Origin of the sequence: Virgibacillus halotolerans (genome assembly GCF_016908515.1) — a bacterium.
GTDB lineage: Bacteria > Bacillota > Bacilli > Bacillales > Amphibacillaceae > Virgibacillus_M > Virgibacillus_M halotolerans.
Genome location: NZ_JAFBEA010000001.1, coordinates 81,463 through 103,177, shown reverse-complemented (window position 1 = coordinate 103,177; position 21,715 = coordinate 81,463). Strand labels below are relative to the sequence as shown.

General features: G+C 37.9%; 22 protein-coding genes and 1 other annotated feature. Of the genes, 2 read left to right on the top strand and 20 right to left on the bottom strand.

All coding sequences use genetic code 11. The features are described from left to right. The first annotated feature begins 2 nt into the window (after window positions 1-2). Window positions 3-620 (top strand): lytic transglycosylase domain-containing protein, encoded by a 618-nt coding sequence (locus JOC34_RS00530; protein WP_205134762.1) that lies wholly within the window; start codon window positions 3-5, stop codon window positions 618-620. Between the two features lie 335 nt (window positions 621-955). Here JOC34_RS00530 and JOC34_RS00525 read toward each other — a convergent pair whose 3' ends face one another. Both JOC34_RS00525 and JOC34_RS00520 read right to left on the bottom strand, forming a co-directional pair. After that, window positions 956-2,041: a M42 family metallopeptidase gene (locus JOC34_RS00525; RefSeq protein WP_205134761.1), complete on the bottom strand. Its 1,086-nt coding sequence runs from the start codon at window positions 2,039-2,041 to the stop codon at window positions 956-958. A 91-nt stretch (window positions 2,042-2,132) separates the two neighbouring features. After that, a complete protein-coding gene (locus JOC34_RS00520) occupies window positions 2,133-2,618 on the bottom strand; it encodes a dUTP diphosphatase (protein ID WP_205134760.1) in 486 nt (161 codons plus the stop codon). A gap of 116 nt (window positions 2,619-2,734) precedes the next feature. Here JOC34_RS00520 and JOC34_RS00515 point away from each other — a divergent pair, with 116 nt between their 5' ends. Then, complete coding sequence (locus JOC34_RS00515; RefSeq protein WP_205134759.1) at window positions 2,735-3,127, top strand: sigma-w pathway protein ysdB; 393 nt, start codon at window positions 2,735-2,737, stop codon at window positions 3,125-3,127. Between the two features lie 37 nt (window positions 3,128-3,164). On the opposite strand, the gene JOC34_RS00510 is transcribed toward JOC34_RS00515, so the two are convergent. The 18 genes from JOC34_RS00510 to JOC34_RS00425 all read right to left on the bottom strand — a co-directional run bounded on the left by JOC34_RS00510 (window position 3,165) and on the right by JOC34_RS00425 (window position 21,712). Continuing rightward, window positions 3,165-3,737 (bottom strand): TVP38/TMEM64 family protein, encoded by a 573-nt coding sequence (locus JOC34_RS00510; RefSeq protein ID WP_205134758.1) that lies wholly within the window; start codon window positions 3,735-3,737, stop codon window positions 3,165-3,167. An 81-nt stretch (window positions 3,738-3,818) separates the two neighbouring features. Beyond that, window positions 3,819-4,091 (bottom strand): DUF1294 domain-containing protein, encoded by a 273-nt coding sequence (locus JOC34_RS00505; protein ID WP_205134757.1) that lies wholly within the window; start codon window positions 4,089-4,091, stop codon window positions 3,819-3,821. A gap of 78 nt (window positions 4,092-4,169) precedes the next feature. Continuing rightward, on the bottom strand, window positions 4,170-4,526 hold the full coding sequence (rplT, locus tag JOC34_RS00500; protein WP_205134756.1) for a 50S ribosomal protein L20: 357 nt from the start codon (window positions 4,524-4,526) through the stop codon (window positions 4,170-4,172). 69 nt (window positions 4,527-4,595) lie between these two features. Continuing rightward, the gene (rpmI, locus tag JOC34_RS00495; RefSeq protein WP_205134755.1) at window positions 4,596-4,787 is read right to left on the bottom strand and encodes a 50S ribosomal protein L35; all 192 of its coding nucleotides are present in this window, start codon (window positions 4,785-4,787) and stop codon (window positions 4,596-4,598) included. 83 nt (window positions 4,788-4,870) lie between these two features. Further along, a complete protein-coding gene (gene infC / locus JOC34_RS00490; protein ID WP_205134754.1) occupies window positions 4,871-5,377 on the bottom strand; it encodes a translation initiation factor IF-3 in 507 nt (168 codons plus the stop codon). 68 nt (window positions 5,378-5,445) lie between these two features. Continuing rightward, window positions 5,446-5,573 (bottom strand) — a sequence feature (ribosomal protein L20 leader region). A gap of 139 nt (window positions 5,574-5,712) precedes the next feature. Further along, complete coding sequence (gene thrS / locus JOC34_RS00485) at window positions 5,713-7,659, bottom strand: threonine--tRNA ligase (protein ID WP_205134753.1); 1,947 nt, start codon at window positions 7,657-7,659, stop codon at window positions 5,713-5,715. 645 nt (window positions 7,660-8,304) lie between these two features. After that, window positions 8,305-9,156, bottom strand: a complete 852-nt coding sequence (gene ytxC / locus JOC34_RS00480) for a putative sporulation protein YtxC (RefSeq protein WP_205134752.1) — start codon at window positions 9,154-9,156, stop codon at window positions 8,305-8,307. Between the two features lie 217 nt (window positions 9,157-9,373). Then, complete coding sequence (gene dnaI, locus JOC34_RS00475; protein ID WP_205134751.1) at window positions 9,374-10,303, bottom strand: primosomal protein DnaI; 930 nt, start codon at window positions 10,301-10,303, stop codon at window positions 9,374-9,376. Between the two features lie 27 nt (window positions 10,304-10,330). Then, window positions 10,331-11,665: a replication initiation and membrane attachment family protein gene (locus tag JOC34_RS00470; RefSeq protein ID WP_205134750.1), complete on the bottom strand. Its 1,335-nt coding sequence runs from the start codon at window positions 11,663-11,665 to the stop codon at window positions 10,331-10,333. A gap of 30 nt (window positions 11,666-11,695) precedes the next feature. Then, window positions 11,696-12,163: a transcriptional regulator NrdR gene (nrdR, locus tag JOC34_RS00465; RefSeq protein WP_205134749.1), complete on the bottom strand. Its 468-nt coding sequence runs from the start codon at window positions 12,161-12,163 to the stop codon at window positions 11,696-11,698. Between the two features lie 691 nt (window positions 12,164-12,854). After that, entirely contained in the window at window positions 12,855-13,247 is a 393-nt protein-coding gene (locus tag JOC34_RS00460) for a cytosolic protein (RefSeq protein WP_205134748.1), read from the bottom strand. A gap of 245 nt (window positions 13,248-13,492) precedes the next feature. Next, window positions 13,493-14,524, bottom strand: coding sequence for a glyceraldehyde-3-phosphate dehydrogenase (locus JOC34_RS00455; RefSeq protein ID WP_205134747.1), 1,032 nt, complete (start codon window positions 14,522-14,524; stop codon window positions 13,493-13,495). Between the two features lie 171 nt (window positions 14,525-14,695). Continuing rightward, the gene (gene coaE, locus JOC34_RS00450; protein ID WP_205134746.1) at window positions 14,696-15,295 is read right to left on the bottom strand and encodes a dephospho-CoA kinase; all 600 of its coding nucleotides are present in this window, start codon (window positions 15,293-15,295) and stop codon (window positions 14,696-14,698) included. 5 nt (window positions 15,296-15,300) lie between these two features. After that, window positions 15,301-16,134 (bottom strand): DNA-formamidopyrimidine glycosylase, encoded by an 834-nt coding sequence (gene mutM / locus JOC34_RS00445; protein ID WP_205134745.1) that lies wholly within the window; start codon window positions 16,132-16,134, stop codon window positions 15,301-15,303. Between the two features lie 14 nt (window positions 16,135-16,148). Next, window positions 16,149-18,791 carry a DNA polymerase I gene (polA, locus tag JOC34_RS00440; protein WP_205134744.1) on the bottom strand — a complete coding sequence of 881 codons (2,643 nt, stop codon included), beginning with the start codon at window positions 18,789-18,791 and terminating at the stop codon, window positions 16,149-16,151. Window positions 18,792-18,922: 131 nt separating this feature from the next. Then, complete coding sequence (pnpS, locus tag JOC34_RS00435; protein WP_205135889.1) at window positions 18,923-20,299, bottom strand: two-component system histidine kinase PnpS; 1,377 nt, start codon at window positions 20,297-20,299, stop codon at window positions 18,923-18,925. Continuing rightward, a complete protein-coding gene (locus tag JOC34_RS00430) occupies window positions 20,299-20,991 on the bottom strand; it encodes a response regulator transcription factor (RefSeq protein WP_205134743.1) in 693 nt (230 codons plus the stop codon). Before JOC34_RS00430 ends, pnpS begins: the two co-directional genes overlap by 1 nt. Window positions 20,992-21,235: 244 nt before the next feature. Next, window positions 21,236-21,712: a MaoC/PaaZ C-terminal domain-containing protein gene (locus JOC34_RS00425; protein WP_205134742.1), complete on the bottom strand. Its 477-nt coding sequence runs from the start codon at window positions 21,710-21,712 to the stop codon at window positions 21,236-21,238. Window positions 21,713-21,715 lie beyond the last annotated feature (3 nt).

Below are 21,715 nucleotides of genomic sequence, written 5' to 3'. Positions count from 1 at the left end.
TAATGGAAGTACGGGAATTGCAGCAAATGGTCCAGCAACAAGCAATGTCGACTGTAACAGCAAAGGATCAGTCCTTATCAGTCCATTCTCCAATGGTTGATTTGGCATTCAGACAGCTGCTTCAGGAAAAGATTAATCAGGCTGCTGACTTGAATGTAAGTGAAAATGTGGCAACAAAAACGTATGCAACTGCAACGCCAGACAGTTATTCACAAACTAAACCTGTCGGGAGTGCACTGGCCGGAACATCATTTGACAGTTCGATTAAAGAAGCAGCAAATAAATACGGCATAGATGAAAAACTCATCCATGCCGTAATAAAAAATGAATCCAATTATAACCACAAGGCAAGAAGCAGTGCAGGTGCACAAGGTCTGATGCAGCTTATGCCTTTAACCGCAAAGGGATTAGGTGTTGCCGATCCTTATGATTCAAAACAAAATATTGAGGGCGGAACAAAATATTTAAGCCAAATGCTAAACCGCTATAATGGAAATATTGAATTGGCATTGGCAGCCTATAATGCTGGACCGGGAAATGTTGATAAACATCAAGGTATCCCGCCGTTTAGCGAAACACAAAGTTATGTAAAAAAGGTAATGAACACGTATTTAGCATAAAAAAGATCAGTAGATATTCTACTGATCTTTTTTAACTTTAAAACTACGCCCTTTTCGTAAGTTTTGTTGCTTTTAATCCCCGCTTTTGATAGAAACTGCGACGTAATAAATTGATTCCTAGCTGACCGCTCCAGAAATACACTACGCTTTCCCGCTGGAGTCTTGGTATATTTCCTTCGCTGGTATGATGCTTGGCTCAATTAACTGTAATATAATCAATAAAGTCACATCCTACCGCTTCACTAGTCCCGATAAGTGGAGGGTGGTCACTCCTGTTTAGAGCAGCACGTGTCCGAAGAACCCGCGGTGCAGTCCCAATTTTTGAGCAAAGAGTCTTAAGCTAATATAATATCTTTTACTGTATCGGCATCCAGTTTTTTGATCGTTTCAACAATCAATTTTACTGCATTTTCGAAGTCATCACGATGTAAGATACCTGCATGGGAATGGATATACCTTGTGGCAATGGTAATCGATAATGATGGTACCCCATTGGCTGTTAAATGAATAGAGCCGGAATCAGTTCCTCCACCTGCAATCGCTGCATATTGAAATGGAATATCATGTTCCTCCGCAGTTTTTACAACCAACTCACGGACACCCTTATGGGAAACCATAGAAGCATCATATAATATGAGTTGCGGACCTTTTCCTAACTTACTATCAGCATCATTGTCTGAGATCCCTGGTGTATCCCCAGCGATTCCTACGTCCACACCAAAACCAACATCAGGCTCAATCATATGCGTGGAAGTTTTTGCACCGCGCAAGCCTACTTCTTCCTGTATAGTACCAACACCGTATACAACATTGGGATGGTCTTCCCCTTTTAGTTGTTTTAATACTTCGATAGCAATTGCACAACCAATCCGGTTATCCCAAGCTTTTGCAAGTAGCATTTTTTCATTTTTCAGTTGCGTAAATTCAAAGTAAGGAACAATAGAGTCGCCAGGTTTCACGCCGAATTCCTTTGCTTCCTTTTTACTTGATGCACCAATATCAATAAACATATCTTTAATATCAACTGGTTTTTTACGTGCTTCTGCTGAAAGAATGTGTGGTGGCTTAGACCCGATGACACCAGTTACGTCGCCATCACTAGTCATGATGGTTACACGTTGTGCAAGCATAACCTGGCTCCACCAACCGCCAACTGTTTGGAAATAGACGAATCCATTATCATCAATGCGCGTCACCATGAAACCAACCTCATCCAGGTGACCGGCTACCATGATTTTTGGACCATTTGCTTCACCTGTTTTCTTGGCAATCAGACTGCCAAGATTATCTGTAAACACCTCGTCCGCATAGGGGGTGATATACCCCTCCATGACGTCTCTTACTTCTTTTTCATTGCCCGGAATTCCCTTTGCATCTGTTAAATCTTTTAGCATGGTAAGTGTTTCATCCAACTTTGCCATATGTATATACGTCCTCTCTTATTGATCTACATATTCATTATAACGACTTTGTTAGTAAATATAAAGAAAATTCATCTATTGGAAAACTAACTTAATAGCCTTCATTTTGTCGTTGATAATTGACTTCGTTCTTTTTATAATACGCTTCCTGAATAGCTTGTTCACTAAAGCCCAATTTATCCCCCAACTGGAGGAATGTCGTAAATAAATGTTGGTACTGTTGTAAGCTCGGGATGTTTTTAAAAGTAACACATGCTTCGAAGACATCATTAAACTGCTCCGTTTCACTTTTATTAACCGTCGTTATACCACTCGAATTAAATCGTAGCCCCTTTTTAATACCTAATGATAATATAAAATGGATCCCATCTACATATTCCTCTAGAATAACTGATTTTTCACTGCGGGGTTTCGTGCTCCAAAATTTAAAACATCTTGTTTCGTTTGCTAGTTCACCAAGCTCAACCAGCAATGCTAAATATTTTTCCTGGAACAAATCCTGATCTGATAAACCATGCTTTTCCTCAATATACTGATCTAACTGTTCCTGCATCTTAAATAACTTTTCCCAGTTCATATGCAACCCTCATTTCTCTTTATTTCCCGATTGTATCATGAAAATTATAAAATAGTGAAACTTACAGCGGTTCTCTTTCGTATATAATGGTAACAAACAGAGGGAGCCGGTTGGATATGATTATTATTTTATTTCGCATACTTATTCTCATTGCAATAGTTTTCCTCATTTATACGGGTATTCAGTACATTCGAAGTCCGCAAAGAAGATTACGTTTAGCTAAATTATCTAACGAATTCTTTTTTCTAGATGAACCAGGTAATAGTAAAAGAAACCTGCAATTTGTGTATAAGGGCTGTTTATTTGCTGGTGAAAAGTATCTTGGCACGACGGAAGATGCTTTTGAAGTCGTCAATATTCATATTACCGTGGATGATCCCATTGAATTAAGCGGGCTCACACGCGATGATTTATATTTTCTGGAAAAAGAGATTTTATTACGTTATCCACACGCAAAAATTGAGTGGAAACATCCGATCAATCAGTTACTATTAACAAACATGGAATAAGAAAACACGCATCAGCATTTCATGATGCGTGTTCTCTCTAAGCACTAACCTGGAAAAACTCCTGCCATTTTATAATAATTTCTTTGCGTCTTAGTAAATAAAGGAATGGTAGTAGTAGCATTAAAAATAGGAAGATATTTAGTGGGGTTAAATGTGAAATCCATCCGCCAATTGATGTGTATACAAATGCCAGTGGAACATTCGAAAATAAAGATGATTTCGTATAATCTTTAAAATTTGCTGATACCTCAATTAAACATAGTGATAATAAATGAAAATGGATAAATGGGACGAGTCTTAGAACTGCAATTTGCGAAGTGGTCAGTTCACCACGGCTACCAATTAGCTTCTTCTTTACATGAACCAGCTTCTTGAATGATTTAGGTGCCCAGCTAATTAATCCATAAAAGATAACACTCGATAGTGTAATCCCAATAATGGAATACACAGTTCCTGCAACCGGGCCAAACAACACCCCGCCAGAAACACAAATAAAAACAACTGGAAGAAAAAACAGTGGGCGTAATAGATGACAGCTAATAAATAAAATCGGTGCGAAAAATCCTCCCATCCCAATAAAAGTCATGATGTAATTCCCAAAAATCTCCATAACACCCCTCCACTTTGAAGACATGAGCATGGGTTACTTTAATTTTTCTCCTTTTAGATCTATATGACAATAGACGAGCCTTTATGACATAAAGAAGTATGACACCACAATACAATTGAAGATGAGTAGTATCGGCATACCAATAACAAAGGAACGATGCTTTGTTTTGTGACGAAACACATTCATACCAATTAATGAACCGAATGCGCCACCAATCAGGGATAATAGCCAAAAGGTTCGTTCTGGGATCCGGTATTGGTGTTTGATTGCTTTTTGTTTATCTACACCCATCAATATAAATGTAATGATGTTAGCCCCAGCTACGTACGTTAGGATGGTGTTTAATTCGTTCATCTCATTTCTCTCCCCCACTAAGCAATTAAAAAGGACCAAACCCCTGCATATGACGGATTTGGTCCTTTTGTACAATAATTATTTTAAAGCTGCTTTTGCTTTCTCTGTTAATTGCGCAAAGCCTTGTTCATCATGGATAGCAAGATCTGATAACATTTTACGGTTAACTTCAATGCCTGCTACTTTTAAACCATGCATTAATTGGCTATAAGAAATATCATTTAAGCGTGCTGCTGCATTAATACGAGTAATCCATAGTTTACGGAAATCACGTTTTTTCTGTCTGCGGTCACGGTAAGCATACTGACCTGATTTAATTACTTGTTGTTTTGCTGTTTTAAATAATGTGTGCTTTGAACCATAATAACCTTTTGCTAATTTAAGTACGCGTTTACGACGCTGACGCGTAACTGTTCCACCTTTAACACGTGGCATAATAATTCCCTCCTAAATACAACCTATATCATTGTAATTCCTTTTGAATTTTAATTTTGACATCCTTTATTAAGGAAGCATGTTTTTAATACGTCTGAAATCTCCTGCAGAAACAAGTGCACCTTTACGTAGTTTGCGTTTTTGTTTTTGAGATTTATTTGCAAACATATGGCTTGTATATGCATGAGAACGTTTCAGTTTGCCTGTTCCTGTTCTTTTAAAACGTTTTTGAGAACCTTTGTGGGTTTTCATCTTTGCCATGTAGATTTCCTCCTTGTAATCGCTATGCAAGAAATCATGATGATAAATAGCTATGACTTTTTGCATAATTCCCGTCTGTTATGTCATTGTTTTTCATTGATTGGCGTTAGCATCATAAACATGTTACGACCTTCCATTTTTGGTCTGGATTCAATCGTAGCTATGTCTTTCACTTCGCCAGCCATTCGATCTAGAACCTCGCGGCCCAGATCCTTGTGTGTAATAGCACGTCCGCGGAAACGAACAGATGCTTTTACCTTATCGCCTTTTTCAAGGAATTTCCTGGCGTTCTTTAATTTTGTTTCAAAATCATGATCACCAATTCCTGGTGTAAAGCGAACTTCTTTTACATTAATTACTTTTTGTTTCTTACGTGCTTCTTTGTCTTTCTTTTGTTGTTCATAGCGATATTTCCCATAGTCCATGATTCGACAAACTGGTGGTTTCGCTCCCGGAGCAACCAACACCAAATCCAGTTCCCTGGTTCGTGCGATTTCTAATGCTTCCTGACGAGTTTTCACTCCAAGCTGATCACTGTTTGAATCGATAAGACGTACTTCTCTAGCACGAATATTCTCATTGACATTCATATCTTTGCTAATAGCCAGCCACCTCCGTATATTTTTGTTACTGATTCATCATTGACAAGCGAATTTTTACCATAAAAAAAGTGTGGTACAATATTGCACCCACACATCTCCAAATAGTCTATTAAAAGAGTTCGGAACCAGTCAACTACTTCATAAGCGTCGATCAGGTGAGAAGCGGGTGCCTCTACTTGTCTCAAATCATTCAATTTCATTCAACTTTAATAGTATAGCACGATTATCCATACATTGTCAAATATTATTTTATACATATCTTCTGTTCTTCATAAACTATACCACATTATTAGAAAAAATAAAAGACCAGGCAAATGCCTGGTCTATTTACGTAATGTTTTATTTTCTATCTCGTTATGAATTAAAGTAACAAAATCATCATATGGAATTGTTTCCGATTGTTTTTCGCCATATCGTCTGACGTTCACCGCGTCAGTTTCGATTTCTTTGTCGCCTAATACGAGCGAGAAAGGCACTTTTTGAGTTTGTGCTTCCCTTATTTTGTAGCCGATTTTTTCATCGCGTTCATCCACTTCAACGCGGATACCCTCTAATCTTAACTTGTCAGCAACCTTTTTAGCATCATCTAAATGTGCCTGTGGTGAAACAGGGATAACTTTCGCTTGAACAGGCGCTAACCATACTGGAAATGCTCCTTTATACTCCTCGATCAAGAATGCTACAAAACGTTCCATTGTCGATACAACCCCGCGGTGAATAACAACCGGGCGATGTTCTTTTCCATCTTCACCAATATAAGTCAGATCAAACCGTTCTGGTAATTGATAATCCAATTGGACGGTTGACAATGTCTCGTCTTTTCCTAATGCTGTTTTAACCTGAACATCAAGTTTTGGACCATAGAATGCAGCTTCTCCTTCTGCTTCAACATATTCCACCTGCATGTCTTCCATTGTTTCTTTTAGTAAGGATTGTGCTTTCTCCCACATTTCGTCATTGTCGATATATTTTTCCTTGTCTTCCGGGTCACGATAAGATAATCGGAAATAATAATCTTTAATACCAAAGTCTTCATACACTTTTTGTACCAATTCCACTACACGAATAAATTCATCCTTCAATTGATCCGGACGTGCAAAAATATGTGCGTCATTCAATGTCATACCTCGAACACGCTGCAGTCCTGCTAGCGCACCACTCATTTCATAACGATGCATGGTGCCAAGCTCAGCAATTCGAACTGGTAGATTCCGGTAGCTGTACAGCTGATTTTTATAAACCATCATATGGTGTGGGCAATTCATTGGTCTCAGAACCAAATCTTCATTATCCATCTCCATGACAGGGAACATATCTTCATTATAATGATCCAAATGTCCACTTGTTTTATAAAGCTCAACACTACCTAACACTGGAGTGTACACATGGTCATAGCCTAAACGTTCCTCTAGATCAACAATATAACGTTCAATCATACGACGAATCGTCGCGCCTTTTGGTAGCCATAAAGGTAATCCTTGCCCTACTTTTTGAGAAACAGTAAATATATCCAACTCTTTCCCTAATTTGCGGTGATCGCGCTCTTTACGTTCCTCCAAGAGATGCAAGTATTCCTCCACCTGTGCTTTTTTTTCAAATGCAGTACCATAAATGCGCTGCAGCTGCTGATTATTGCTGTCTCCTCGCCAATAGGCTCCAGAGATACTCAATAATTTAAATGCCTTGATTTTGCTTGTGGATGGTACATGAATACCGCGACATAAATCAAAGAATTCTCCCTGCTGATAAATCGTAACCTGTTCATCTTCCGGAATAGCATCAATTAATTCCAGTTTCAGATCGTCACCAATTTCTTGGAACATGCGCTTCGCTTCTTCGCGTGACACCTCAATACGCTTTATATCCAGATTTTCATCAATAATACGTTGCATTTCTTTTTCTATTTTCGGTAAGTCTTCCGGTGTTAATGCATGCTCCATATCCATGTCATAGTAGAAACCTTCCTCAATAACCGGACCAACACCAAATTTCACATTTTTGTACAGACGTTTAATCGCCTGTGCCATCAAGTGGGCTGTGGAGTGACGCATTACTTCAATACCTTCTTGATTTTTATACGTAATAATTTCAATCTTTCCACCTTGGGATAGTTCACGTCTTAAGTCAACCAGTTCCCCATCTAATTTTATCGCTAATGCCTGCTTCTTCAATCCCGGGGAAATGGATGCTGCAATTGCTTCTCCAGTTATACCGGCCGGAAATGGTTTTTCTGTACCATCCGGAAATTGAATATTAATTTCTGCCACCATAATAATCACTCCTTCTTTCTTTATTTAAAATCAAAAAACGCCCATCCCTCTGCATCTCTGCAAAGGGACGAGCGTTTATCACGTGGTTCCACCCTATTTCCCGTACCAAAATAAAAAGCACGGCTTCATCATCTTTAACGCAGATCTTACGCTACTATCTACATGTTATGTTTTCAATAGTAGGGCTCGAAGGTGGTAATTAATTGAAAGTACAGTAGGAGCTCTCAGCCATTGACTCCATTCTCTTATCAATACAAATATCAACAAATCATGTCCTTGTCCATGCCTTTAGTTTCATAATATATAATTTGTATTATATCCCTTGCCCTTATTAAAATCAAGTAGGTTGTTCAAAAAAGTCCGGTAAAAATGACACATCGAATTTCTTCGTTAGCTTGCTTATCCGTTTCTCACATATTAAAAACATACGCACCGCTACTCAAAGCTACGCTGCCTTGAACTCTCGACGCACAGGACGTGCTAATGCAGGCGTTGTCACAGGACGTGACGAACTTTAGCCTGTGGACGCGTGCGGGCTAGTGTCGACGTCGCAACTAATCACTTTGCTGTTAACGCAATCCCAGGACGTTGTAAAGTTAGCTGATTCGGTCCTTTTTATACTCCTTTTTGAACGCTCAATATTACTTACCTATTATTTAAATAGGTTGGAAATGGAAAATGATTATATGGTTCAAAATCAACCTTTTCCTGAAAAATATTGATAACTGTTAATGTCTTTGGTTCTGCTGGATGATCACCATAAATTTTAATTTTTCTTGGGGCCATGGCAACTAGTGGTGCTAGATTGAATTCACTTTCATCTAACCCAACACTATAGAGCGGCTCTTTCTGTACCAGTTTCCGAAGTTCCATTTTAGTAAACTGTTTACCACTCTGTTTAAAAAAAGTGAATGTACTATCCTGTAAAATATGAATCATGTTAAAGCCTGGTTCTTTCTTAGCAATATACTCCCTCAGCATATTAATAAATGTCTGATGATCCTCCTCCCGTTTAAATTCGTCAATTGCCAGTCCAACATAATGAATCAGTTGATCCCTAAATACTTTCAAACGAAATTTAACAATGGAATCATAATGCACAGTTGTTATATTCTTGATGTTGGCAATAAATAAAGATTGCAATAACAACTTTGGATCCTTATCTTTTCGTACAAAAAGACTATCTGAATCATCACCTGTAAGGATCCAATACGTTAAATCCATAATCCGTTCCAATTCATCTGTATTTGTAAAATAATAAAAGTCTTTGATGATATGCTTGATCATACTTCCTAACCGATGTGCAATAAATACATCAACCATGGACTTAGCAACCACTTCTATAAATTCATTTTTAGGTAGCTTTTCTTCTAACTGTAATTGATTCCCCCAATCCTTATGTGTTTTCCAATGTAATTCAACCTGCTTATTGTAACGAAATACATGCTCACAAAAACCGATTACTTCCTGATCAGACTCAAAATATATCTCCAACAACAAACATCACCCTCATCCCGAACCAAACTGTTATATTATATGGACAGACAAGGTAAAAAATGATTAAACATAGAAACTAACAGAAATAAAAAAAGCCAGCATTAGAAAACTAAGGCTTTCGCCAAGTCTTTAATGGCGAAAGCCTTAGTTGCGCTTATACTGGTTTCCTGTAAAAGTTATACTATCAGTGTAAATGAAAACACTTCTTTTATGCTGGTTATTGCTCTCTGCGGTTATCTCCAGATACTTCAACCGCTTGACTCACTTGCTTGATACGCTCTATAATTCTACCGGCTTTTACTTTTTCAACACCGGCACGCGTTGATGCCAACTGCTCTTCCAGCTGTTTTAAATCATAATTGGAGGTAAAGAATACAGGTAATCTTTCCATCATTCTATATTGTAGAATGGATCCGAGTATTTCATCCCTAAACCAGGCAGACTGCATCTCAGCCCCTATATCATCGATCATCAATACATCTGCCTTCTTAAAGTATTCTACCTTTTCATTGATTGTATCATCTTTTAATGATGCTTTTATTTCTCTTGTAAATTCAGGCATGTAGATGAGCATAGACGATATATTTAATTCTTTTAATTTGTTTGCTATTGCACCGAGAAAATATGTTTTCCCTACGCCAAATGGTCCATAAAAGAAAATTCCTTTTTGCGGAAGACCAGATTTCGCTTTTTCTATAAAGGAGAGTAGTTCCAATATCGCTTTACTTCGGGTCTTATCATTATCAATACCGTGAATGGTCGCTTGCAAAATCTCTTTTGGCATATATAAACTTTGAATTAATTCTTGCTGGTCCTTCTCTTTTTCATAATGAAGCCGGCTATGACATTTTTCATAGGAGAGATGGATTTCGTTATTTTCCATGTGCAAAATCGGGGAGTACCCTTGCAACATATTTTTACATTGTCCAAATGAACTACACTGACTACATTGTTTGGACTGTGTTTTATATTCATAGAGCTTAATTAAATTCCTATTTAGCTCCTGCTTGGTCAACTGTGGATGCAACGCTAGAAATTCTTTGATCTCCGGGTCACTTAATACTTCGTCTTTGATCTTTATATAATTTTCTTTAAAGTTTTCATTCTCCTGCATCCACTTTTTTAATGAAGACTGTACTGGTTTCATTTCAGTCCCCCCTCGCAAATGATGATATTAATTGTTGCTCGAATATTGCCGTAGTAACGCTGCTACTTTTTCCTGCTCTTTGGTCATACCTGTATCAACGTATTCCGTTTGTTTTGGTTTTTTGTTATTACGCTCTTTAAACCAATCTGGAACAATGTCTTTAGGACCGGACTTACTATAGTTAGACTTTTTCGCCGCACTTTGTTTATATTTTGCTTTTTCCTTTTTGGCAAATGCCATCGCTTCTTTAGCAGTTTTTAAATTTGCACGCGACCAATGACTTGCCAATGTATCTAAATAGGCCTTCGATAGCTTCATATCGGATTGCAATAGAACATAATGAATTAACACATTCATAACCGGTGAAGGTAAACCTTGTGTGGTCATCACCTGTCGAATTACTTTCATGTCCCTTTCGGATGCTTGACCACCGCTTGATAAGTCCTCCAGTAACTGTTTAGGAGAGATCGTCTCTAATTCATGAATCAACATTTCCTCTTTCGTTACTGGTTTTTCATCTGTTTGTTGCTTTGGCTTTTGTACTTTATTAACGAGCTGTATTGGTGTGTCATCATGCTTCGATTTAAACAAATCATGACATGCCGTTTGAAATTCCTCCCGATCCAACTCATTTTCGTCCGTTAACGCCCATAATACAGATTTTTCTATCTCATAGGTCGCCAGGTCATAAAGAAGCAACATTTGCGAGATCAGTTTTTTGTTCTCTGCAGTTAATACTTTCTTAACTGGAATCATTCGTTGCTTGAGCATATGCTCCATCCAGGAAAAGTCAACCTTGTTGTCATTTTCACTGGTCGTTTGATTGTTTTGCGTTGGTGCGACTTCCATTTGTTCCGGTGATGGTGTGAAAGTTTGAAAAACATCACTAAATGCTGCAGTAATGTTTTCACCTAATGTAAATCCATTCTCTTTTGCATAATGACTTTTTAATACTGTGAATTTATCCTCACCAATATGATGATATAAAAGCTGCGTCAGCATTGCGTCTTTAAAAAAAGAACTTGGAGAAAAAGGAGCTTTTAATACATAGGTGTATCGATTGTTTGCCGTGGTATTTTCTTTATACGTTTCTAGCAAACCGATCCCCTCAAGCAGCAGCCTGGATTGGTAAATTTGATCCAGCGGAAGATTTAAATAATTCATCAATGTGTGATGGGTTTGGAGTGTTGATTCTTTCTGTAATTCACGCTCATGTAATAATGTTTGGTATAAAGTAGTAGCCTGAATACCAATTAATGGTTGATATAAATGGGTTAATGATTTCGCATAGTCGATGGGCAGCGATTCTTCCAGTAAAACATAATACCCTTCAACAGGTAAAATTTTGCCAATAAAATTCATTATCGTCACCCTTGTCTCTTCTAAAATTCATCATGGTTGATGTTTATCCGCGTTAATTAGATCTTTCAATTCGTCCAAAAACACACTGATATCCTTAAACTGACGATAGACGGAAGCAAAACGTACATAAGCTACTTCATCTAAATCAGATAATCGCTTCATTACTAATTCGCCGATTTCTTTACTATCAATTTCTGCAGTCCCATTATCCCGCAGCTCTTTTTCTACATCTAATGCGAGAGCCTCGATTTTTTCCAGTGGAACAGGCCGTTTTTCACAAGCTCTGATTAATCCCCGAATCAGTTTTTCCCTATTATATTCCTGTCTGATACCGTCTTTTTTAACAACAATCAGTGGGAGCTCCTCTACGCGTTCAAATGTAGTAAAGCGAAAGCCACATCGTTCACATTCTCTTCTTCGACGAATAGATTGTCCTTCCTCGATCGGGCGGGAGTCAGTAACCTTTGTACTTTTGTTATGACAATTGGAACATCTCATTCCTTTCAACTCCATTCATTCAGATTAAACCTAGTGTAACGTTTCAAAAATCTTTTCCACAACCTTGAAATGAACAATTATATGTTTGAAAAAGGTGTGGAGACAAAATAACGCTCCGATTACCGCAACTGGAATACACTCGCTTTCCGCGGGCGGCTAATGAGCCTCCTTGCCCCGACAAGGGGTATGCCGACGTTGTTCGCAAAGAACGGTTTTAGTCGGCTCTCACCATACGCTCTGCGGGGTCTCATCGAGGCCTTTCATCCCGCAGGAGTCTCGCGTATTCCATTTGCTAGGATGGTTTTTTATTTTCGGTGGTTTGCTTTACTGTTTTATTCATCGAAATCAATTTCATAAGCACGTCAACTTGTTCTGAGTCCGAAGTATAATATACACAAACAGTTTATCATCCATTAATTCGAAGCACTACATCGTTGATTGGAACGGAAGGCGGCGACTCCAGCGGGAACAAAGGTTTTCGGTGGGACGAGTAATCGCAGTCCCAGCACGTGTCTGAAGACCCCGCAGAGTGAGGTTCTCGAGGAGACTGAAGCCGTGCCCGCGGAAAGCGTCCGCCTGCAGTGGAAATCAACGGTTTTAGCACACATCCAAATAGTTCGGATTTCCACAGATTTTAAGTGACGAAATTGGCTCAAATATTTGCACCGGATAGAACTTCTGGTATGTTCCACTAGGTGTTCTGTACCCTAATTAACGTTAATTCTTTATTTATCTGTTCATATAATTGCTGAATTAATTTACTGCTGTATCCAAAGTCAAACGGCAGGACAGATTCAGTTGTAACTGAAAAGTCGATAGCTGTCTGATATGGACGTACCATAATAACCGTAGCAACGATAAACGCCTTTTTCCCTTTTTTTACATTCACACTTATTTCACCGTGGGCTTTAGAAATAGAATGAATCTCATATTTTTGCGCGTTATTAAAGAAGTTTTCAAGTGTGCTCATGCCTTTGTCTTTCGTAGTCTTATAATAATGCGTTTGTAGTGGTTTATCCCAATGTTTCTCACTGGTCTCAGCATGGTTATTTAAATATTTTCCTATTGTATTACGAAACGACATTTTTTGCACCTCTTCTATTTTATCAACCATGTTCTATGTATATGAAAAAAATATGTATATCCTTTATTTTAACACGTTTTGGTTAAATCCTCTAGAGCAAACAAAAAGGACCGGTGATTTATACAAATCGTATAAATCACCGGTCTCTTAGGAATAGATGCGATATTATCTATAATTTTGCTGGCAACAAAAATCCCACAACAAAAATAGAGAGATACCGAGAGTTTTAGGAATGAAGTTTCATTTTATGATATTTTTTCCTGCTGTTGATGTAAGTAGCTGCCGACATATTTCGTAAGATCCAGTACACGTTTGGAGTATCCCCATTCATTGTCATACCATGCGATTACTTTTACTTTATTACCATCCATCACAATGGTCGATAATCCATCAACAATTGCCGAATAATCTGTTGTTGTGTAATCAATGGAAACAAGTGGTTCTTCTGTGTATTTTATAATTCCGTTTAATTCCTGATTGGATGCTTGTAAGAATGCATGATTAATCGCCTCCATTGTGACCGTCTCCTTCACATCGACTACTAGATCGACTAAGGAAACATTTGGTGTTGGTACACGTAGTGCCATTCCATGCAATTTCCCATTTAAATGTGGCATTACTTCTCCCAACGCCTTCGCTGCACCTGTTGACGTCGGAATAATAGATTGCGTACAACTGCGTGCCCGTCGTAAGTCCTTATGCGGATTATCTAAATTTTGCTGGTCGGTTGTAAAAGCATGTACCGTTGTCATTAAACCATTAATAACCGAAAAGTTATCATCCAACACTTTCACAACTGGCGCGAGACAATTGGTTGTACAGGAAGCGTTAGAGATAATATCATCCTTCTCCGGCTGATAGCTGTCATCATTTACGCCCATTACAATCGTCTTATCAACTTGCTTACCAGGAGCAGTGATCACTACTTTCTTCGCACCTGCTTTGAGATGCTGACCCGCAGTTTCCTTCGTTTTAAACTTACCTGTTGCTTCTACAACAACATCAATGTCATACGCTTTCCATGGCAATTGTTCAGGTTGCCTTTCATTTACCAGTTTAATTTTTTTATCATTCACTTCCAGCCCACTTTGCAGCGCTTTCACATCCCCGTTAAAAACACCATGTACACTATCATATTTTATTAAATGTGCCAGTGTTTCTGGAGGATAGCTAGCATTTATTGCAACAATCTCCAATTGATCATCAGTTATTGCCTGACGAAATACCATTCGACCTATTCGACCAAATCCGTTAATAGCAATCCGCGTTTTATTCATCTGTGATCCCCCTATATAGGTTATACTCATAATGTCTTTTATTACAATTAGTATAACACATTAGAAGAAGTTTGTGATTTGTTTTATTAATGATTAATATATTATAATATTCAGAACCAAAATTCTAAAAAATACACCTGCGCACTAGCATAGGCACAGGTGTAGATAATATTATAAGACTTTCCAACGTTTTAAGATTTGTTCCAACTGTTCATAGGACTCCTGCTTTGTCCCATTATTATTAATGACGGCATCTGCTAGTGCAGCCTTTTCACGTATGGGAATCTGTGATTGGATTCGTTGCCTTGCTTCAGTTTCATCGGATTTATCCCGCGACATCAAGCGATCTAACTGTACCTTTTCATCCACTGAAACAACCAATATTTTACCAACAAAATTAGTTAACTTACTTTCAAATAACAGCGGAATATCCAGTACAACGCAACTCGCCCCGCTTGTTACATAACCATCTCTTTGTGCGAGCATTTCCTCTCTCACAGCAGGATGAACAATATGATTTAACTGTTTACGCTTTGTTTCATCTGTAAAAACAATGGACCCCAGCTTTTTGCGGTCAATCATCTTATCTGGCTGCAGCATATCCTCTCCAAATGTTTGCACAATCTTTTTATATGCCTTCTGACCAGGTTTGACAACTTCCCGGGAAATTTCATCCGCGTCCACTACAGGTATATTCAAATCAGCAAACATAGCAGAGATTGTGCTTTTTCCACTGGCAATACTACCTGTCAAACCAATGATTAATGCCATGGTACTCACCCTTTCGCTACTTGGCATGTACTGCATATATGTGTGCCGCGTCCCGCAACCTTCATTTTTGTGATTGGGTTGCCACACTCCTTACATGCTTCATTTTCCTGACCATATACATATAATTCCTGTTGAAACATGCCCATCTCACCTTGCCCATTCACATAAGAGCGGATAGTGGTACCGCCCTGTTTCACAGCCTGTGCCAATATATTTATTGCTTCTGTTTGAATGGCCTTAATTTCCTTTTTTGTTAATTTATCAGAACGGGTTAGCGGATGAACGTTTGCCTTGAACAATGTCTCATCCACATAAATATTACCGAGACCCGCTACAATCGTTTGATCCAGCAAAGCTGATTTAACCACACGTTGCGTTTTTTTCAGCTTCTTATAAAAATAATCGAATGTAAATGCTTCATCAAATGGATCGGGGCCTAGCTTATTCAATGGCTTCTCCAGTAACGCTACACCCTTATGATAAACATGCATTGTACCAAATTTACGCACGTCATTATAACGCAATTGATCCCCATCTGTGAATGTAAAAATAACATGGGTATGTTTTTTTACTGGCTCGGCTGCTTGCTCAACACTGTATTTCCCTTCCATCCGCAAATGAGAAACGAGTACATAATCATCCATTTGAAAAAGAAGAAATTTTCCTTTTCGTGTAATATCATGAATTGTTTGTCCTGATAAGACCATTTTGAAATGGTCTACATCATCTGGTTCTTTGATGATATTCGGCCAATATACATGAACTTCTTCGATCTGTTTATTGATAACAAATTGTTTTAAAGTGTTTTTGATTGTTTCTACTTCTGGTAATTCCGGCATATAACCTATTCTCCTTATTTTGCGTCAAACCAGCTTTTTCCATAGGAATAATCGACCTTCAGCGGTACATTTAATGCTACCGTGTGTTCCATGATTGCTGGTACTATTTCTATTAATTGATCTAATTCTTCCTTTGGTGCTTCAATAATTAATTCATCATGTACTTGTAATAGCATCCGCGCTTCTAATTTCTCATCTATTAATTTCCCATGTAAATCAATCATCGCTTTTTTAATCACATCTGCAGCACTTCCCTGGATTGGTGTATTCATCGCTGTTCTTTCCGCAAAACTACGCTGGTTAAAATTCCTGCTTGTAATATCCGGTAAATACCGTCTACGGTTCATCAGTGTTGTCACATAGCCTTGGTGTTTAGCTTCCTGGACAATATTATCCATATAAGCTTTAACGTCTGGATAGCTTGCAAAATAACGTTCGATAAATTGTTTTGCTTCTTTTCGCGTAATGCCCAAATTCTGTGAAAGGCCATAATCACTAATACCATAAACAATACCAAAGTTTACTGCTTTTGCCTGACGGCGCATATTGTCTGTTACATCAGCTTTATCAACATGGAACACATCCATGGCAGTTTGTGTATGAATATCCAAACCTGCTTTAAAAGCAGCAACTAACTTTTCGTCTTTTGCTATATGCGCTAATACACGCAGCTCAATTTGAGAATAGTCTGCAGAGAACATGATCCAATCCTTTTTGGCTGGTACAAATGCTTGACGAATTTTCCGACCTTCTTCCAGTCGGATAGGAATGTTTTGCAGATTCGGTTCAATCGAACTGAGCCTGCCCGTCTGTGTTAATGCCTGATTAAAGCGGGTATGGATTTTATTTGTATCTTTGTCCACTACCTTTAATAGCCCTTCAATATAGGTTGACTGCAATTTACCAAGTTGTCTGTACAATAGCAACTTAGGTATAATTTCGTGTTCACTTTCTAGTTTTTCTAAGACATCTGCAGCAGTAGAATAGCCCGTCTTCGTCTTTTTAATGACAGGTAATTTTAGGTTCTCAAATAAAACGACGCCCAACTGTTTTGGAGAGTTTATGTTAAATATCTCACCAGCTAATTCATACACTTCCTGTTTGAGTGTATCTAAACGCCCCTTCAGACCTTCGCCTATTTCTTCTAGACGAGCAGTATCTACTTGCACCCCTAAATGTTCCATTTCGCCTAAAATAAGTGTAAGCGGCATTTCTAATTCTTTACATAACACGTCTTGCTCGTTACTTTTAAGCTGTTCTTCCATTTCGTCTTTTAGTCCATACAATATATTTGTTTTTCGCACAATATGCTCCGCTAAGACCGTTTGTTCAGGCACTTTGATTTTCGCACCTTTTCCGTACACTTCCTCATCAAACAAAACATCTGTCTTCCCCATTCGTTGTCCAATTGCCGGGATATCATGGTGATTGTCCGATGGATTTAACAGGTAAGATGTCAGCAGCATGTCAAATGTAATTCCTTTTATATGAATATCATGTCTCAATAAAGCTACCAATGTTTGTTTTGCATCAAAGACACTTTTTTTATTCCCTTCATCTTCTGCCCATTTTTTAAATGCTTTAGAGGTTAAGGCAACTTCCGTCGGAATAAAATAACTACCCTGTTCATTGACAATACCCAGGCCTTCAATCGCTGACTGATGATAATTGTCTCCAAGCATTTCTACTACCAGTGCTTCGTTTCCGGTAAACATCTTTTCAGTTACTTCCTCAACAATCGTAACATCTATTTCCGTTAACGCTGCCTGTTCAGCTTCCACCCCATCATCTGCATTGTCATTCATTTTATTAAGTAAAGATTGAAATCCAAGTTCTTTAAAAACGGTACTGACTTTGCTTTCCTGATAGTCTTCATATGCAATCTCATCAATAGATATCGTAATTGGTGAGCTGCGGTTAATCGTGACAAGCTCTTTACTCATAAATGCGTCATCTTTATAGTTAACTAGGTTTTCCTTCAGTTTTTTCCCACTAATGTCATCGAGATGGTCGTAAACTTTTTCCAATGTTTCATATTGCTTTAATAATTTGGTTGCTGTTTTCTCACCTACACCAGGCACACCTGGGATATTATCTGAGCTATCCCCCATCAGTGCTTTCAGGTCAATAATCTGTTCTGGTGTGATTTCCATGTTTTCTACCATATAGGATGGCGTATACTTCTCCACATTACTGATGCCCTTTTTTGTTAGACTAACAGTAACCTGATCAGATACAAGCTGGAGCATGTCTTTATCACCGGATATAACAGTTATATCCCATGCTTTGTCTTGTCCTTTTGCAGACAGTGTGCCAATAATATCATCTGCCTCATATTGTTCTAATTGATAATGGGGGATACTAAATGCGTCAAGCACTTCTTTAATTAACGGAAACTGCTCCGATAATTCTGGTGGCGTTTTTTGTCTACCGCCTTTATATTCCTTATACGTTGCATGACGGAAGGTTGTTTTACCGGCATCAAAAGCTACAAGCATGTGTGTCGGTTTTTCTTCCTCTAAAATTCTTAAAAGCATGGTCGTAAAACCATAAACCGCATTCGTATAGACACCTTTATCGTTATTTAATAATGGTAATGCGAAAAAGGCACGGTATAAAATACTATTTCCGTCAATTAAAACAAGTTTGTTTGACATATATTTGACTCCTCCAATATAAATGTTTGCTACACACATTTTAGCATTGTCTCCACATAAAGTGAAACTTCATTCATTGTGACTTTTCCATTAGTGAAAAGAAAAAAACATCCGTTTAAATGGATGCTTTCCTATTTTCCTTCTCCTTTTGGTAAATAGACATGAATACTTGTTCCCTTGTCAACTTCACTTTCGATATCGATGTGACCTCCATGAACCTCAACAATATGTTTAACGATTGCTAACCCAAGTCCTGTTCCACCGGTATTTCGACTTCTTGCTTTATCAACACGATAAAAGCGCTCAAATATGCGTGGGATCATTTCCTGCGCAATACCAATGCCTGTATCTTTTACCTCGATATGAATGGAATGTGCTGTCGAATGGATCGATAATAATACATGACCATCGGCAGGTGTATAACTAAAGGAATTGTCCAACAGGTTAATAATGATCTGTTTTACTTTTTCCTTGTCAGCCATAAGCGTAAGGTTCTCAGCGACATCGATTGTAAGTTGCAGATTATGATCATTTGCTTTATGCTGCGCAATCGGACTAATTTCGTCCACTAATTCTGTTATTCTCACTTCAGCCAGTTGCAAGAAGAAATCTTCCCGCTCCAATCTTGATAACGTTAATAAATCTTCAATCAGCAATTGCATTCGATGACTCTCTTCATGAATAATACTTAGAAATTCATTGTTCTGCTTCTCATTAGCCATGTTATTTTCCAACATTGTTTCTGCAAATCCTTTTATTGAAGTAATTGGCGTTTTCAATTCATGGGATACGTTGGCAACAAAGTCCTTACGCATTAATTCCAATTTCTTCATCTCAGTAATATCGTATAATACGAGGACAGTACCTTTTAATATATTACGTTCATTAAAGATCGGAGCACCAACGATTTCCCGGTAATGTTTATCTAATCCCTTAAAATGGGTGAATGATTTTTTTACATCTTCCTCATATAAAAAAGTTTCCTGGACGGTCTCATGAATGACTTCATTTTCAAGTACATCATAATAAAGAAATCCTTTGTAATCTTTATCCACACCACCGAACATATCCATAAATTTACGATTCACAAAATGAATATAACCCTTCTCATCTATCAGAACAAGCCCACTCTCTGTATTATCAAGTACAGTTGATAATTGCTCAGATTGAATTTGTTCATGAATGGATAGTTCACTTAGATTTCGCGCTAATGCATTTATTTTATAGCTCAATTCACCAAAGCTTCCCTTTTGTGTATGATGAATTCTCGCCCGGTAATTTCCCTTCACCAGTTCATCCACTGTTGCCGTCGCTTTCTTTATCGGTTTCATATAATTATCAAAGATATGAAGTAAAATGATTAATAATACGATTAGCTCTGTTACTAATACAGCAATCAAAACAATTAAATCATCAACGACCTGACTAAGCACCGACCCTGTAATCGCAATGAATATAAAAATCCCAATTACATATATTCGCAATGGTTTCTTGAATACATTTTTCATCACTTTATATCCTCCATCTTATAACCGAGCCCACGGATGGTTTTTATATATTGTGGTTTTTTCGAATGTGGCTCAATTTTATCCCGTAGATGACTAATATGAACATCTACTATCCTCGTGTCACCTGCAAAATCGTAGTCCCAAACTTCGCGGAGCAGTTGATCTCTAGAAATGACTTTGCCTTTATGCTTCGCAAGGTAGTGTAGTAGCTCGAATTCTTTCCTTGTGAAGGTGATCAGTACCTGATTGATCTCAACCTCATAACGCTCTGGGAAAATAATGATATTGCCTATTCTTAATTTATCGGTTGGAGATTGAGTCGTTTTGTTTGCTCTTCTTAATATCGCTTTAATACGCGCGATCACCTCTTTGGGACTAAACGGCTTCGTTAAATAGTCATCAGCACCTGATTCCAAGCCAAGAATTTTGTCTGACTCCTCATCCTTGGCAGTCAACATCAAGATAGGTGTATGTATGTGATGGGTTCTCAAATAGTCACAAACCTCCATCCCATTCATCTTTGGCAACATTAAATCCAGTATGATCAAATCATAGTGGTTATGTGCTGCTTTTTCAACTGCAGCAAGACCATCAAAAGCTTGATCGGTTTGGAACCCAGCTTGTTTTAAATTAAAGGTTAACAATGTAACAATCGGTTTTTCATCATCGACAATTAGTACGTTTTGTTCCATTCATAAACCCCTTTTCATCATTGTTCTATCTCTATCTTACAATGGATTCATGATTAAGGGAATCTAAAAACCCGTTTATTAACCTAAACTTTACAAAGCAAAATAAGGCACGGCTGTCTTAGCATTGTAAAACAGCTGTACCTTCTCCTATTGTTATGGATATTTAGAAATTCGATATTCGTCAGGCCATATTTAATGTCGATGACTTACTCGCGTTTATAGAATAGGATATTTTTCCTGTCTGCTAAAAGAAGTTTTCCAGTGAATTTGCAGTGAATGAATTCGTTTTGTATGGTGGTTTTACATATAACTTTCCATGAATGATTTCATTATCTTTGCATTGAAAGCCTGTTACAGATAATGCTACTTGATTTTCGGTTTCATCAACCGCGATCACCTCTAGGGTTATTTTCAGATCTGTATTATGAAATAAAGGTGTGGGAAAAGTCATTTCATGTTGGGTAATATGGCTTCCCGGACCAGGCAAGTGCATCGATACAACAGAAGAAATCAACCCAAATAGCATAACAGACGGTACAATAGGTTGTTTATAAGGTGTCTGTGAGGCATAATCATGCTGGATATATAATGGGTTGGCATCGTCTGTTAATCCTAAATATAACAGTAAATCTCTGTCCTCGATCGTACGGGATACCGTGTAAGAGTCTCCTATATTTATATCACTAATATGCTTTCCTAACTTCCTTTTCTTATCTATCATACA

Coding starts and splice junctions, on each gene's coding strand:
- JOC34_RS00530 (WP_205134762.1), top strand. CDS start 3: ATGGAAGTACGGGAATTGCAGCAAATGGTCCAGCAACAAGCAATGTCG.
- JOC34_RS00525 (WP_205134761.1), bottom strand. CDS start 2,041: ATGGCAAAGTTGGATGAAACACTTACCATGCTAAAAGATTTAACAGAT.
- JOC34_RS00520 (WP_205134760.1), bottom strand. CDS start 2,618: ATGAACTGGGAAAAGTTATTTAAGATGCAGGAACAGTTAGATCAGTAT.
- JOC34_RS00515 (WP_205134759.1), top strand. CDS start 2,735: ATGATTATTATTTTATTTCGCATACTTATTCTCATTGCAATAGTTTTC.
- JOC34_RS00510 (WP_205134758.1), bottom strand. CDS start 3,737: ATGGAGATTTTTGGGAATTACATCATGACTTTTATTGGGATGGGAGGA.
- JOC34_RS00505 (WP_205134757.1), bottom strand. CDS start 4,091: ATGAACGAATTAAACACCATCCTAACGTACGTAGCTGGGGCTAACATC.
- rplT (WP_205134756.1), bottom strand. CDS start 4,526: ATGCCACGTGTTAAAGGTGGAACAGTTACGCGTCAGCGTCGTAAACGC.
- rpmI (WP_205134755.1), bottom strand. CDS start 4,787: ATGGCAAAGATGAAAACCCACAAAGGTTCTCAAAAACGTTTTAAAAGA.
- infC (WP_205134754.1), bottom strand. CDS start 5,377: ATGAATGTCAATGAGAATATTCGTGCTAGAGAAGTACGTCTTATCGAT.
- thrS (WP_205134753.1), bottom strand. CDS start 7,659: ATGGTGGCAGAAATTAATATTCAATTTCCGGATGGTACAGAAAAACCA.
- dnaI (WP_205134751.1), bottom strand. CDS start 10,303: ATGAAACCAGTACAGTCTTCATTAAAAAAGTGGATGCAGGAGAATGAA.
- JOC34_RS00470 (WP_205134750.1), bottom strand. CDS start 11,665: ATGAATTTTATTGGCAAAATTTTACCTGTTGAAGGGTATTATGTTTTA.
- nrdR (WP_205134749.1), bottom strand. CDS start 12,163: ATGAGATGTTCCAATTGTCATAACAAAAGTACAAAGGTTACTGACTCC.
- JOC34_RS00460 (WP_205134748.1), bottom strand. CDS start 13,247: ATGTCGTTTCGTAATACAATAGGAAAATATTTAAATAACCATGCTGAG.
- JOC34_RS00455 (WP_205134747.1), bottom strand. CDS start 14,524: ATGAATAAAACGCGGATTGCTATTAACGGATTTGGTCGAATAGGTCGA.
- coaE (WP_205134746.1), bottom strand. CDS start 15,295: ATGGCATTAATCATTGGTTTGACAGGTAGTATTGCCAGTGGAAAAAGC.
- mutM (WP_205134745.1), bottom strand. CDS start 16,134: ATGCCGGAATTACCAGAAGTAGAAACAATCAAAAACACTTTAAAACAA.
- polA (WP_205134744.1), bottom strand. CDS start 18,791: ATGTCAAACAAACTTGTTTTAATTGACGGAAATAGTATTTTATACCGT.
- pnpS (WP_205135889.1), bottom strand. CDS start 20,299: ATGAAAAATGTATTCAAGAAACCATTGCGAATATATGTAATTGGGATT.
- JOC34_RS00430 (WP_205134743.1), bottom strand. CDS start 20,991: ATGGAACAAAACGTACTAATTGTCGATGATGAAAAACCGATTGTTACA.
- JOC34_RS00425 (WP_205134742.1), bottom strand. CDS start 21,712: ATGATAGATAAGAAAAGGAAGTTAGGAAAGCATATTAGTGATATAAAT.